The organism is Kitasatospora sp. NPDC056651 (assembly GCF_042792155.1).
In the GTDB taxonomy this organism is placed as follows: Bacteria; Actinomycetota; Actinomycetes; order Streptomycetales; family Streptomycetaceae; genus Kitasatospora.
The window spans coordinates 14899-28662 of record NZ_JBHTWX010000119.1 but is presented as its reverse complement, the minus strand read 5'-3'; the positions used below and the strand labels follow the sequence as shown (position 1 = coordinate 28662).

Sequence of the window (13764 nt, the reverse complement as noted above, 5' to 3'; positions counted from 1 at the left end):
GTCGCGTTTCGCGTCCAGGGATCAGACGGTGACCTGGTCGGCCCGCTGCTCCTGCCGGTCAGCGGCCGGCTCGGCGGGGGCGTTCTCCCGGGGGGTGGGGAGCACGGCCATGATCGCGGCGGAGATCACGATGGTCGCCGCCCAGGCAAGTCCGTACTTGCCTATCGGGGTGTCGGAGAGCGGACCGGCGAACCAGTCGCACCTGGTGAAGGCGAGCCCCATCAGCAGGGCGAGCACCCAGGCCACCATGGCCTGCCAGCAGAAGCCGCCCGTGTACCAGTACCGGCTGGTGCGGCCGGTGTCCATCAGCGCGGCGGGGTCGTAGCGCACCGCGCGCGAGCGGCGGCGGAACATGTCCACCGCGTAGACGCCGATCCAGGCCGAGAAGGAGACGGCGAGCAGGATCAGGAAGGTGATGAAGGAGCCCAGGAAGCTCTTGGCGACCAGCATCAGCAGCAGGCCGCCGACCAGCGAGATCACGGCGTTGATGCTGACGGCCGTGGCGCGCGGCAGCTTGACCCCCATGGTCTGCGCGGTGAAGCCGGCCGAGTACATGGAGAGGCTGTTGATCAGCAGCATGCCGACGATCGCGGTCAGCAGGTAGGGCACCGCCAGCCAGGTCGGCAGCAGGTCGCCGAGGAAGGAGACCGGGTCCGCGGCCTGCGCCAGGCCGGGCGAGGCCACCGCCATCACGGCGCCCATCAGCACCATCGGCACCATCACCAGGCCGGCACCGGAGACCGTCACGCCGACGATCTTCCGGCCGGAGGCGGCGTGCGGCAGGTAGCGGGCGAAGTCCGGGCCGGTGGGGACCCAGCTGATGCCGCCGGCGGCGATGGTGCCGATGCCGGCGATCATCATCGCCGTGGTGCCGGCGGGCTTGGAGAAGACCTCGTTCCAGTGGATGGTCGCGACCAGGTAGCCCAGCACCAGCACGCTGAAGACGCCGAACAGGTACGTCGACCAGGTGTTGCAGACGTTCAGCGCCTTGCGGCCCAGGCCGGACACCAGGAAGGTGCAGGCGACGAAGGTGAAGAGCGTGACCACGATCAGCGCGGTGTTGCTCTTGACGCCGAACAGCAGGTCGAGGACGGTCAGCACGGCGTAGGCGCCGGTGACGGCGTTGATCGTCTCCCAGCCGAACCGGGCGATCCAGAGGATGGCGCCGGGGAAGAGGTTCCCGCGCACCCCGAAGGTGGCCCGGGAGAGGGTCGCGCCGGGCGCCCCGCCCCACTTCCCGGAGACCGACACCACGCCGACCATGCCGAAGGAGACGAGCGCCGCGCACCCGGCGACGATCAGGACCTGCCAGAAGTTCAGCTGGTTGAACACCACCAGGGCCGCACCCATGGTGAGCAGCAGGACGCTGATGTTCGCCGCGACCCAGGTCGGGAAGAGCTCGCGGACTCTGCCCCGGCGCTCGTGGTCGGGGACGGGATCGATACCGCGGGTCTCTATCGCGCCGTCGGTGTCGGCGGTGGACAGATTGTCCATGGGGGTGGCTCCGGGCGTGTGAAGCGGGAGGTGAATCGGACAAAAGGGATCTTCATGGAACTCTTCGCGCGTAGCACGGGAGTCAAGTCATCCTACTTTGTTGAGGAAGTAACCCGATTGCGGTAGTTGATCGCCGACGGGGACGAGCGGAGGGCGGCGGGCGGGGTCGAAAGCGGTGCGACCAGGCCGAAAAGAGCGTGCCCCCGGCCCGCCCGATGGCGCAGCATGTTCCGCATGTCCGATACCTCCGCCACCTCCGTACTCACCCGTACCGAGGCCGTCGAGCGCCACGAGCTGCTCGACGTCCGCACCGTCCACCTCGACCTCGACCTGACCCGTGGCCGGGAGGTGTTCGGCTCCACCACGGTGATCCGCTTCGGCTGCACCACCCCGGGCACCGGGACGTACGTGGACGTCAAGCCGGCCCGACTGCGCCGGGTGGTCCTGAACGGCCGCGACCTGGACGTCACCGCGCTGCGCGCCGGCCGCTTCCCGCTGACCGGCCTGGCCGCCGACAACGAACTCACCGTCGAAGCCGACATGGCCTACTCGCACACCGGCGAGGGCATGCACCGCTTCACCGACCCCGCCGACGGCGAGGACTACGTCTACACCCAGTCCTTCCTCGACGACGGCCCGCGGGTGTTCGCGTCCTTCGACCAGCCCGACCTCAAGGCGCGCTACACGGTGTCCGTCACCGCGCCGCCGGAGTGGACCGTGGTCGGCAACAGCGTGGGCCGCCGGGTCCCGGCCTCGGCCGGCCGCTGGGAGTTCGCCCCCACCCCGGCGATCAGCAGCTACCTGGTCGCCGTGGTGGCCGGCCCGCTGCACTCGGTGCGCGCCGAGCACGACGGGATCCCGCTCGGCCTGCACTGCCGCCGCTCGCTCGCCGCCCACCTGGACGCCGACGCCGCCGAGCTGCTGGAGGTCACCCGGCAGGGCTTCGACCACTACCACCGGGTCTTCCGGCACCGCTACCCGTTCGACAGCTACGACCAGTGCTTCGTGCCGGAGTTCAACCCCGGCGCGATGGAGAACCCGGGCTGCGTCACGCTGCGCGACGAGTACGTCTTCCGCTCCGCCGTGGACGACACCAAGCGCGAGGAGCGCGCCCTGGTGGTGGTGCACGAGATGGCGCACATGTGGTTCGGCGACCTGGTCACCATGAAGTGGTGGGACGACCTGTGGCTGAACGAGTCCTTCGCCGAGTACATGGCCTACCGCGTCACCGCCGCCGCCACCCGCTTCACCGGCGCCTGGACGGGCTTCGCCGCCAACCGCAAGACCTGGGGCTACGACGCCGACCAGAGCCCCTCCACCCACCCGGTGGCGCCCGGCGCGGTCGACGACACCGCGCAGGCGCTCCAGAACTTCGACGGCATCTCCTACGCCAAGGGCGCCGCCGCGCTGCGCCAGCTGGTCGCCTGGCTCGGCGAGGAGGCCTTCCTGGCCGGGGTCAACGACCACTTCGACGAGCACGCCTTCGGCAACGCCACCCTCGACGACCTGCTCCGGGCGCTGGCGGCGGCGAGCGGCCGCGACGTCCACGGCTGGGCCGACCGCTGGCTGCGCACCACCGGCGTCGACACCCTGCGGCTGGCCGACGGCCGGATCGAACACACCGCGGGCGACGGCGGGCCGCGCCCGCACCAGCTGACCGCGGGCCGCTACCGGCGCACCGCCGACGGCGCCCTGGAGCTGGCCGAACGGGTGCCGCTCGACCTGGCGGCCGACGGCACGGAGCTGCACCTTCCCGACGACACCGAGCTGACCCTGCTCAACGACACCGACCTCAGCTTCGTCAAGATCCGCCTCGACCCCGGCTCCTGGGAGGCCGTGCGCTCCTCGCTCGGCGCCGTGCCCGAGGAACTGGCCCGGGCGGTGCTCTGGAGCGCCGCCCGGGACCAGGTGCGCGACGGCGAACTGGCACCCGGCGAGTACCTGGAACTGGTCGCCGCCCACCTGCCCGGCGAGACCTCGGTGCACCTGGTGGACGCGGTGCTCGCCTTCGCCCGCGGGTTCGTGGTGGACGGCGCCGTGCCCCCGGCCGACCGGCCCGCGGCGCTGGCCACACTGGCCCGGGCCTGCCGCGCCCTGCTGCGGCGCACCGAGGACGAGCCGGACGGCACCGGGCTGCGCCTGCCGGCCGTGCGCGGGGTGATCGGCACCGCCACCGGCGAGGCGCAGGCCGCCGAACTGCGCGACTGGCTGACGGCCGGCACCGTGCCCGGCGGGCCGGAGCTCGACCCGGACCTGCGCTGGCAGCTGCTGCTGCGGCTGTGCGTGCTCGGCGCGGCGGGCGAACCGGAGATCGCCGCCGAGCTCGCCGCCGACCCCAGCGACACCAGCCAGGAGGGCGCCGCCCGCTGCCGCGCCGCGCTGCCCGACCCGGCGGCCAAGGAAGCCGCCTGGCAGGCGCTGTTCCACGGCGAGCTCTCCAACTACCTGGCCACCGCCACCGCCCGGGGCCTGTGGCAGCCCGAACAGGCCGAACTGCTGGACGAGTTGACGGTGCGCTACTTCAAGGAGCTGGCGGCCGCCGCCGGCCGCCGCGGCCCCGCACTGGCCCGGGTGCTCACCACGGCGGGCTTCCCCGCCTTCGCCGCCACCGAGCGGACGGTGCGGGCGGCCGAGGAGTGCCTCGCCGACCCGGGCCTCACCGCGGCGACCCGGCGCGGCCTGGTCGACCAGCTCGACACGCTGCGCCGCGCGGTCCGGGCCCGGGCGCTGACCGAGTAGCACCCGTCGAGTCCCCGCCCCGGCGAGCGCCAGGTCGCCGAGGCGGGGTCGCGCGGGGCGTTCCGGTCGTCGTCAACCGGCTGCGGGGAGTTCCGCCTTGGGGTGCGAACGGGGCGGGAACGGTCCGTGAATTGTTCCCCGGGCGGGGTGGACTCACCGGCCGTTCGCGGGGGCCTGCGGGCATCATGGGCCGCGACCGGGGCGTCGCGGGACAGGGAGTCGACCGATGGGTAGGCCGATGGGCAGGCCGGTGGCGGAGTTCGGCTGCGCGAAGTGCTACGGCGAGGACGAACGGGCCGTGTGGGGGCGGCAGCGGGAGGGGTTCGAGCACGAGGCGGAGGTGGCGGACGGCTCGCTCTTCGCCGTCAACCTCCGGCGCTGCCGGGAGTGTTCGCAGAAGTTCGTGTGGATCTTCACCGCGGTCGTCGACTGGATGGGCGGGGACGACGCCCAGTACGTGACGGTCATGCCGGTGACCGCCGACGAGGCCGCCGGGCTGACGACCGGCACCCTGCGCCCCCGCGATCTCGGAGCCCTCGGCCGGGGCCGCCGCCACCTGAACCACGACTGGCCCACCGGCGGCCCGGCCAGGCTGCACTGGCGCTCGGGCCGCTTCCTGGTCGCCGAGGGCCGGTAGCGCCGGCCAGGCGCTACTTCCGGCGGCCGAGGCGCCGGGCGAGCTTCCGCTCCGCCTTGAGGAGCAGGGGCAGCAGCGCGTAGACGACGACCGGGACGACGAGGCCGGTCATGACCAGGGTCCGTAGTGCCAGCGGCAGGCGTCCGAGGTGGGGGCCGAGCAGGACGAAGGCGGCGGTGATGGTCGGGTAGACGGCGAGCCACGTGAGCAGGGCCCGGCGGTGCACGGACGGGGCCGCGGGGGCCGCAGGGGCCGGTGCGGTGATGGCGTCGGTGCTCAAGGCGTTTCCTTCCGTGGGTGAGCGGCTGGATATTCCAACCTGTTGGTTGGAGTCTGGCAGGTGTGGGCGAGGATGTCCAACCCAATGGTTGGAGACTCGCGATATGGTTGCCCCATGGCCTGGGACACCGCACGCACGCAGCAGCTCCTCCTCGACGCCGCGGTCGAGGAGTTCGCCGAGTTCGGCCCGGATGGCGCCCGGATCGCCCGCGTCGCCACCCGGGCGGGCGTGAACAAGGAGCGGATCTACCAGTACTTCGGCAACAAGGAGCAGCTCTTCTCCGCGGTGCTGGCCTCCGAACTCGGCAAGCTGGCGGAGGCCGTCCCGCTCGTCGCGGTGCCGGGAGCGGGGCTCGGCGACTTCGCCGGACGCGTCTTCGACTACCACTCGGCCAACCCGCACTTCTCCCGCCTGCTGGCCTGGGAGGGGCTGCAACGCGGCACGGAGGCCGAGGAGTTGGCGGCGGAGCCCGAGCGCACCGCGCACTACGGGGAGAAGGTCGCCGCCGTCACGGCCGCGCAGAAGGCGGGCGAGCTGACCGAGGACGTCGATCCGGGGCGGCTGATGTTCGCGGTGATCGGCCTGGTGAACGCGTGGTTCACGCTGCCGCAGATGGTCCGCCTGCTCCTCTCCGGAGCGACCGACCCCGCGACGGACCGGGAGGCCGTCGTCACCCTGGTGGGCCGCCTGACGAGGCCCGTGGCGGGGTGAGCGGCCGGAGCGGTGCCGAACTCGTACGTGCAGAGCGGCGCGGGGGGGGGGGGGGGGTGGGTGGGGGGGGCCCGGGGGGGGGTGCGCGGCCGGTGGGGTCCCCACCCCTTACGTGCCGTGGGGGGGGGGCTTCTTGTTTACTCTACCCCCGCGCCGAATTCCCTTCCCGTCAGCTGTCGTTGAGGGCGTAGCTGCGGAAGGTGGCCAGCAGGGGCAGCACTTCGGTCGTGCTCGGATCCTCGGTGACGGCCCGCATGGCGTCGATCACCGTATGGGCGATGATCTTCGTGACGGAGAGGTCGTCCGGGGCGGCGAGCATCCCCCAGGCCTTCAGCGTCTGGTTCAGCAGAGCGCTCATCCGGGCGCCGATGTTGGAGCTGACGGCGTCGGAGATCTCGGCGATCTCCTCGTCGCTCATGGTGGCGCGCAGCCCGAAGGCGAGCGCCATCAGGGTGTCCATCGCGTGCTCGCCGTACGCGGCGACCAGCGCCGGCAGCGGCCGCTCACCGGCGCTGCCCGCCGCCAGGGCGGACAGCGCCTCGTCATCGTCCTTCCACGCCGCCTCCAAGGCGGCCAGGGCCCGTAGGGCCTCGTCCACGGTCAGCCCGTCAGTCATGGAAGGAACGGTATTGAGCCGACCCGGCTTCCGACAGGGACGGCAGCCCGGATCACCCCTTCGAGCGAAGCGGGGCCGATTCCGGCCGGTGGGCGCGCGCGAAGTGCTCCGCGTCCCAGCCGCCGCCCAGCTGCGGCGCCAGCGAGGCGTGCGCGAGGGCGGCGAAGTCCTCGGCGGTGCCCGCGCGTTCGGGCAGCGCGCCGAGCAGCGGGGCGCCGGCGGAGCGGGGCAGGTCGGCGAGGTTGCAGCGCTCGGCGAGGCCGGGCTCGGCGGGCCAGGAGCCGACGAGCACGCCGGAGAGGGGGAGTTCGCGGGCGGCCAGTGCCTCCGCCGTGAGGGAGACGATGTTGAGCGTGCCGAGCCCGGCGGAGGCGACCAGCAGGATCTCGGCGGGGAACCCGGCGTCGAGGACGGCCCGGGCCTGGTCGGCCAGCGTGCGGCCCTGGTCGTCGTAGCGGACCAGCAGCCCGCCCGCGCCTTCCACGAGCACCAGGTCGTGGGTGGCGGCGAGTTCGGCGACGGCCGAGACCACCTCGGCGGGGGCCAGGTACGGCATCCCCGCCCGGCGGGCGGCGGTGTCGGGGGCCAGCGGCTCGGGGTAGCGCACCAGCTCACGGAACGTCAGATCGCCTGCCAGGCGCCGCACTTCCGCCGCGTCTCCGGGCTCACCCGGTGAGACGCCGGTCTGCCCGGGCTTGAGCACGGCGACCCTCCGGCCGGCCCGCAGGGCCGCCGAGGCGACGGCGGCCGTGGCCACGGTCTTGCCGACGTCCGTGTTGGTGCCCGTCACGAACAGGATGCGCGCGCTCATCCCGCCACCGCCGCGGCGGTCACGGCGGCCGCGATCCGGGCCACGTCCTCGTCCCGCGTCACATAGGGGGGCATGGTGTAGACCAGATCCCGGAAGGGCCGCAGCCAGACCCCCTCCCGCGCCGCCGCCTCGGTCGCCGCCGCGACGTTCACCGGGTGGTCCAACTGCACGACGCCGATGGCGCCCTGGGTCCGGACGTCCAGCACGCCCGGGATGTCCCGGGCCGCCGCGAGGCCCTCGGCCAGCCCGGCCTCGATCCGCTTGACCTCCAGCGACCAGTCCTGCCCGAGCAGCAGCTCCAGCGAGGCGTTGGCGACCGCGCAGGCCAGCGGGTTGCCCATGAACGTCGGGCCGTGGGCGAGCACCGGCACCTCGCCGCGGCTGATCCCGTCCGCGACCTCGCTCGTGCACAGCGCGGCGGCCAGCGTCAGGTAGCCGCCGGTCAGCGCCTTGCCCAGGCACATCACGTCCGGCGAGACGCCCGCGTGGTCGGCGGCGAACAGCGCGCCGCTGCGCCCGAAGCCGGTGGCGATCTCGTCGAAGACCAGCAACACCCCGTACCGGTCGCACAGGTCGCGCAGCATCCGCAGGTAGGCGGGCGCGTGGAAGCGCATCCCGCCCGCGCCCTGGACCACCGGCTCGACGATGACGGCGGCCAGCTCGTCGGCGTGCCGGGCCATCAGCTCCTCGAACTCCGCCGCGTACGCGGGGTCGAGCGGGGCGTCGAACCCGGCGGGCGGTTCCGGGGCGAAGAGCTGCCCGGGGAGCACCCCGCCCCACAGGTGGTGCATCCCGCCGTCCGGGTCGCACACCGACATCGGGTGGAAGGTGTCCCCGTGGTAGCCGCCGCGCCAGGTGAGCAGCCGGCGCTTGGCCGGCCGCCCGGTCGACTGCCAGTACTGGAGGCACATCTTCATCGCCACCTCGACGGCCACCGAGCCCGAGTCGGCGAGGAAGACGTGCCGCAGCGGCTCCGGGGTGATCTCCACCAGCGTCGCGGCCAGCCGGACGGCGGGCTCGTGGGTGAGCCCGCCGAACATTACGTGGCTCATCCGCCCCAGCTGCTCGCGCACGGCCTCGTCCAGCACCGGGTGCCGGTAGCCGTGGATGGCCGCCCACCAGGAGGACATCCCGTCGACCAGCTCGCGCTGCCCGCCCGCGACCGGCTCGGCCAGCCGCAGCCGCACCCCCGAGGCGGACTCGACCAGGTACGGCGTGGCCGTGCCGGGCATCGGCCCGTACGGGTGCCAGACGTGGGCGCGGTCGAGGGCGAGCAGGGCGTCGGTGGACGGCTGGAGCATGGTGCGTTCTCCGGTGGGTCGGAACTGTCAGGCGTTGGGCGCGAGTTCGGTGCCGGCGCCGCGGCGGCGGACCTTCACCAGGTCGCCGCGGAGCTCGTCCTCGGCGCCGTTCTGCGCGGGGACGGCCTCCGGGGCGGCCTCCGGCGCGTGCGCGTGCCCGCCGCACGGGCCGCAGCCGCCACCGCTGCCGCAGGCCGAGGCCGCGGTGCCGCAGGAGCCGCCCGCGTGGGCCGCCCGGGCCGCCTCGGCGACGTCGGCGCGGTGCCGGGGGAGGGTGGCCTCGCCGGCGCCCTCGACCTCGAAGCCGGCGTCCTTGATCATGTCGAGGTCGGCCTGCCCGGCCTGGCCCTCGCTGGTCAGGTAGTCGCCGAGGAAGATGGAGTTGGCGATGTGCAGGCCGAGCGGCTGCATCGAGCGCAGGTGCACCTCGCGACCGCCCGCGATCCGCACCTCGGTGTCCGGGTTGACGAAGCGGACCATCGCCAGGATCCGCAGGCAGCGCTGCGGGGTGAGGTTCCACTCCTTGGCCAGCGGGGTGCCCTCGAACGGGATCAGGAAGTTGACCGGGACGGAGTCCGAGCCCAGCTCGCGCAGCGCGAAGACCACGTCGACCAGGTCCTCGTCGCTCTCGCCCATGCCGGCGATCAGGCCGGAGCAGGCGGACAGGCCCGCGCCGTGCGCCTTCCGCACGGTGTCGACCCGGTCCGCGTAGGTGTGGGTCTTGGTGATGGTCCCGTAGGTGTTCTCGGAGGTGTTGAGGTTGTGGTTGTAGGCGTCGGCGCCGGCCGCCTTGAGCCGCTCCGCCTGGTTGTCGGAGAGCAGGCCGAGGCAGACGCAGATCTCGACCGCCGGGTCGGCCTCCTTGATGGCGGCCATGGTGTCGGTGACCCGGTCGATGTCACGGTCCGTCGGGCCGCGGCCGCTGGCGACCAGGCAGACCCGCTTGGCGCCGCCGGCCACTCCGGCGCGGGCGGCGTCGGCGGCCTGGTCCGGCTTGAGCCAGGTGTACTTCAGGATCTCGGCCTTGGACCCGAGCCGCTGCGAGCAGTACGAGCAGTCCTCGGGGCACAGCCCGCTCTTGAGGTTCACCAGGTAGTTGAGCTTGACCCGGCGGCCGAACCAGCGGCGGCGCACCTTGCCGGCCGCGGCGACCACGTCGAGCAGCTCGTCGTCGGTGGTGGCGAGGACGGCCAGGGCCTCCTCGCGGGTCGGGACTTCGCCGCGCAGGCCCTTGGCGGTGAGGGTATCGAGCAGATCCATGGGGTGATCCTGCCTGCTGGTGATCGAGCGGCGCCAGAGCAAACCCGCCAGAAGATCGGTGTGAGGATGTGCCGATTGCCACAGTGTCGAAGGTCACGGCTCCGCCGCTGGTCACACGCTTGACGTGGCGCCGGGCCGCTGGTTACCGGCGGGTAGCGGACGGCTCCGGCGGACGGTGATCCACAACCCCCGACCCCGTGGTCCAGGCCACCTGGCGGATGCTTAGAATCTGCGCCATGACCACGCAGGGGGAGCGCACCCAGACTCCGGGAGAGGCCCGGGACGACCGGGCAGAGCAGCGGACCGGCGGGGGCGCCGACGCCAGGGGGGCCAAGGGTCGCGGCCGGCGGTTGACGGCGCGTCGGGCGGCCGGCTGGATCGTCGTGGTCGGAGTGGTCGCGGCCGGCGGATGGATCATCACCCGCCCGATGCCCGGCGACTACATACCCGGGCTGGGCCCCTCCAGCAAGGACAACGCCGGGACGCCGCCGGTGGTGGGCGCCGCACCGCCGCCCACCGACCCCGGGGCCCTCAACGTCGACACCCTCTTCCCCGCCCAGCGGGCGGTCGAGGTCGGCGCCTACAAGGGCCGGCGCAACGGCGTCCGGCAGGGCGAGAACTGCGCCGAGGTGCTCCAGGACCGCGCCCAGGACCCGCTGAAGGACGGCGGCTGCCAGGCCTACCTGACCGTCAGCTTCACCGGCGTCGACCGCCCGGTGCTCAGCAACGTCACCCTGCTGCGCTTCGCCGACCAGGCCACCGCCGCCAGGGCCGCCGACGCCCTGCGGGCCAGGCCCGGCGCGGTCGCCTTCATCCTCGCCGACACCAACTTCGCGCCCGCGCAGGCCGCCGGCAGCGCCAAGCCCGGCGGCGAGCCGCGGATCGAGGCGGTCGGGCACTACGTGACGGTCACCAGCTCGCGGCCGGGCGACGCCCGCCCGGCGAGCGCCGCCGCCACCACCCCCGCCGTCGGCGGGACGCCGGCAGCGCCTCCCCCGCAGACCACCGGCACGGGGGGCGGCACCGAACAGGAGCTGGACGAGGCGACCCGCGCGCTCTCGTACGCGGCGGGCACGCCGTTCGTGTGGATGTAGCGGTCCCCGGGTCTGGCGCATCGCGGGTCCGACCGCTCCCCGGATGTGACGGATCCCCGGATGCGAGGGATCCCCCGGAGGCCGAGGCCGCCGGGGGATCCCTCGCATGCGCTCCGGCTCAGCCGCCGAGCCGGTCCACCGAGGTCACCCGCAGCACCGCCCGGCCCTCCTCGTCGGAGCCGTACAGGTCGACCTCGGCGCTGATGCCCCAGTCGTGGTCGCCCTCCGGGTCGTCGAAGATCTGCCGGACCCGCCAGGAGGAGTCCTCCTCCTCGATGATCAGCATCTTCGGGCCGCGCGCGTTCGGGCCGGTGCCGAGGTCGTCGTACTCGTCCCAGTACCCGTCCATGGCGTCCGCCCAGCGGTCCGCGTCCCAGCCGTACTCGCCGTCCAGCTCGCCGAGCTCGTCCCAGTGCTCCAGCGCGCACAGCTCGACCCGGCGGAACATCTCGTTGCGCACCAGCACCCGGAAGGCGCGGGCGTTGGCGGTGACCGGCGCCGGCTTGTCGTCCAGCCGCACCTCGGCGGCCTGCGCCTCGGTCGGGTTGGCCAGCTGCTCCCACTCGTCCAGCAGGCTGGAGTCGACCTGGCGGACCAGCTCGCCGAGCCAGGCGATGACGTCCTTGAGGTCGTCGGTCTTCACGTCCTCGGGGACGGTCTGCTCCAGCGCCTTGAACGCGCCGGCGAGGTAGCGCAGCACGATGCCCTCGGTGCGGGCCAGCTCGTAGAAGCCGACGTAGTCCGTGAAGGTCATCGCCCGCTCGTACAGGTCGCGAACCACCGACTTGGGCTGGAGCTGGTGGTCGCCGATCCACGGGTGCGCCCGGCGGTACACCTCGTAGGCGTGGGTGAGCAGCTCCTCCAGCGGCTTCGGGTAGGTGATCTCCTGGAGCCGCTCCATCCGCTCCTCGTACTCGATGCCGTCCCGCTTCATCTCGCCGACGGCCTCGCCGCGCGCCTTGTTCTGCTGGGCGGCGAGGATCTGACGCGGGTCGTCGAGGGTCGCCTCGACGACCGAGACGACGTCCATCGCGTAGGACGGGGAGGTCGGGTCGAGCAGTTCGAAGGAGGCCAGCGCGAAGGTGGACAGCGGCTGGTTGAGCGCGAAGTTCTCCTGGAGGTCCAGGGTCAGGCGGACGATCCGGCCCTCGGAGTCCGGCTCGGGCAGTCGCTCCACCACGCCGCCCTCCAGCAGCGAGCGGTAGATGGCGATCGCGGTGCGGATGTGGCGGCGCTGGGCGGACCGCTCCTCGTGGTTGTCGGTGAGCAGCTTGCGCATCGCCTCGAAGGCGTTGCCCGGGCGGCCGATCACCGACAGCAGCATCGCGTGGCTCACCTTGAACCGGGAGACCAGCGGCTCCGGGTCGGCGCCGATCAGCCTGTCGAAGGTCTCCTCCGTCCAGCCGACGAAGCCCTCCGGGGCCTTCTTGCGCACCACCTTGCGCTTCTTCTTCGGGTCGTCCCCGGCCTTGGCGATCGCCTTGTCGTTCTCGATCACGTGCTCCGGCGCCTGCGCCACCACCTGGCCGACGGTGTCGAAGCCGGCCCGGCCGGCCCGGCCGGCGATCTGGTGGAACTCGCGGGCGCGCAGGATGCGCACGCGCTGACCGTCGTACTTCGACAGGGCCGTGAACAGCACCGTGCGGATCGGCACGTTGACGCCGACGCCGAGCGTGTCGGTGCCGCAGATCACCTTCAACAGGCCCGCCTGGGCGAGGCGTTCGACCAGCCGGCGGTACTTCGGCAGCATGCCCGCGTGGTGCACGCCGATGCCGTGGCGCACGTAACGGGACAGGTTGCGGCCGAACTTGGTGGTGAAGCGGAAGTTGCCGATCAGATCGGCGATGGCCTCCTTCTCCGCCTTCGAGCACATGTTGATGCTCATCAGCGACTGGGCCCGCTCCACCGCCTCCTTCTGCGTGAAGTGCACGACGTAGACCGGCGCCTGGCCGGTCTGGAGCAGCTCCTCCAGGGTGTCGTGCAGCGAGGTGCGGCGGTACTCGTAGAACAGCGGCACCGGACGGGTCGCGTTGCGCACCACCGTGGTCGGACGGCCGGTGCGGCGGGTCAGGTCCTCCTCGAAGCGGCGGACGTCGCCGAGCGTCGCCGACATCAGCAGGAACTGCGCCTGCGGCAGCTCCAGCAGCGGGATCTGCCAGGCCCAGCCGCGGTCCGGCTCGGCGTAGAAGTGGAACTCGTCCATCACCACCTGGCCGATGTCCGCCCGGGTGCCGTCGCGCAGCGCGATCTGGGCGAGCACCTCGGCGGTGCAGCAGATGATCGGCGCGGTCGGGTTCACGCTCGCGTCGCCGGTCATCATGCCGACCTGCTCGGTGCCGAACATCTTCACCAGGTCGAAGAACTTCTCCGACACCAGCGCCTTGATCGGGGCGGTGTAGAAGGTCCGCTGCCCCTCCGCCAGCGCGGCGAAGTGCGCGCCCGCCGCCACCAGGCTCTTGCCGGAGCCGGTCGGCGTCGCGAGGATCACGTTGTTCCCCGACACCAGCTCGATCAGCGCCTCCTCCTGCGCCGGGTACAGCGTGATCCCCCGCTCCTCCGCCCAGGCTGCGAACGTCTCGTACAGCGCGTCGGGGGTGGCGGGCTTCGGCATCAGATCAAGGAGGGTCACCCGGCTATCTTGCCTGCTCGCCGCCACCCCGGGCAAAGCCCGGTGCCGAGGCGGGCGGGTCGGTGCCGGTGGGCCGGGGTGGCGGGCGGGTCGGTGCCGGTGAACCCCGGCGGCGCGTGGGGAAGTGGTGAAACCACCTGAATTCACGTCAATCGGCCTTCGTTCCGTGGCGAAATAGCGGCGGGTGAGCCG

The 13764-nt window shown here is 72.8% G+C and carries 11 protein-coding genes; 4 read left to right on the top strand and 7 right to left on the bottom strand.

Annotated elements, in window-relative coordinates:
- Positions 1 to 21: 21 nt before the first annotated feature.
- Positions 22 to 1494: a purine-cytosine permease family protein gene (locus ACFRAR_RS32700; RefSeq protein WP_380702872.1), complete on the bottom strand. Its 1473-nt coding sequence runs from the start codon at positions 1492 to 1494 to the stop codon at positions 22 to 24.
- Between the two features lie 234 nt (positions 1495 to 1728).
- On the opposite strand from ACFRAR_RS32700, the gene pepN reads away from it, so the two are divergent.
- Positions 1729 to 4233: an aminopeptidase N gene (gene pepN / locus ACFRAR_RS32695; RefSeq protein ID WP_380702871.1), complete on the top strand. Its 2505-nt coding sequence runs from the start codon at positions 1729 to 1731 to the stop codon at positions 4231 to 4233.
- Positions 4234 to 4459: 226 nt separating this feature from the next.
- Positions 4460 to 4870 (top strand): hypothetical protein, encoded by a 411-nt coding sequence (locus tag ACFRAR_RS32690; protein WP_380702869.1) that lies wholly within the window; start codon positions 4460 to 4462, stop codon positions 4868 to 4870.
- A gap of 13 nt (positions 4871 to 4883) precedes the next feature.
- Here ACFRAR_RS32690 and ACFRAR_RS32685 read toward each other — a convergent pair whose 3' ends face one another.
- Entirely contained in the window at positions 4884 to 5150 is a 267-nt protein-coding gene (locus ACFRAR_RS32685) for a hypothetical protein (RefSeq protein WP_380702867.1), read from the bottom strand.
- Positions 5151 to 5264: 114 nt separating this feature from the next.
- Between ACFRAR_RS32685 and ACFRAR_RS32680 the strand changes: the two genes are divergently transcribed.
- Positions 5265 to 5861 (top strand): TetR family transcriptional regulator, encoded by a 597-nt coding sequence (locus ACFRAR_RS32680; protein ID WP_380702865.1) that lies wholly within the window; start codon positions 5265 to 5267, stop codon positions 5859 to 5861.
- A gap of 169 nt (positions 5862 to 6030) precedes the next feature.
- Here ACFRAR_RS32680 and ACFRAR_RS32675 read toward each other — a convergent pair whose 3' ends face one another.
- The 4 genes from ACFRAR_RS32675 to bioB are packed head-to-tail and all read right to left on the bottom strand — an operon-like array spanning position 6031 to position 9849.
- Positions 6031 to 6477, bottom strand: coding sequence for a hypothetical protein (locus ACFRAR_RS32675; RefSeq protein WP_380702863.1), 447 nt, complete (start codon positions 6475 to 6477; stop codon positions 6031 to 6033).
- A gap of 52 nt (positions 6478 to 6529) precedes the next feature.
- Positions 6530 to 7288 (bottom strand): dethiobiotin synthase, encoded by a 759-nt coding sequence (bioD, locus tag ACFRAR_RS32670; RefSeq protein WP_380702861.1) that lies wholly within the window; start codon positions 7286 to 7288, stop codon positions 6530 to 6532.
- Complete coding sequence (locus ACFRAR_RS32665) at positions 7285 to 8589, bottom strand: adenosylmethionine--8-amino-7-oxononanoate transaminase (protein WP_380702859.1); 1305 nt, start codon at positions 8587 to 8589, stop codon at positions 7285 to 7287. The genes bioD and ACFRAR_RS32665 overlap by 4 nt, the downstream gene beginning before the upstream one ends.
- Before the next feature lie 27 nt (positions 8590 to 8616).
- Entirely contained in the window at positions 8617 to 9849 is a 1233-nt protein-coding gene (gene bioB / locus ACFRAR_RS32660; protein ID WP_380702857.1) for a biotin synthase BioB, read from the bottom strand.
- A 236-nt stretch (positions 9850 to 10085) separates the two neighbouring features.
- Between bioB and ACFRAR_RS32655 the strand changes: the two genes are divergently transcribed.
- On the top strand, positions 10086 to 10943 hold the full coding sequence (locus tag ACFRAR_RS32655; RefSeq protein WP_380702855.1) for a hypothetical protein: 858 nt from the start codon (positions 10086 to 10088) through the stop codon (positions 10941 to 10943).
- A 118-nt stretch (positions 10944 to 11061) separates the two neighbouring features.
- Here ACFRAR_RS32655 and ACFRAR_RS32650 read toward each other — a convergent pair whose 3' ends face one another.
- Positions 11062 to 13554, bottom strand: a complete 2493-nt coding sequence (locus ACFRAR_RS32650) for a DEAD/DEAH box helicase (protein WP_380702874.1) — start codon at positions 13552 to 13554, stop codon at positions 11062 to 11064.
- Between the last annotated feature and the right edge of the window lie 210 nt (positions 13555 to 13764).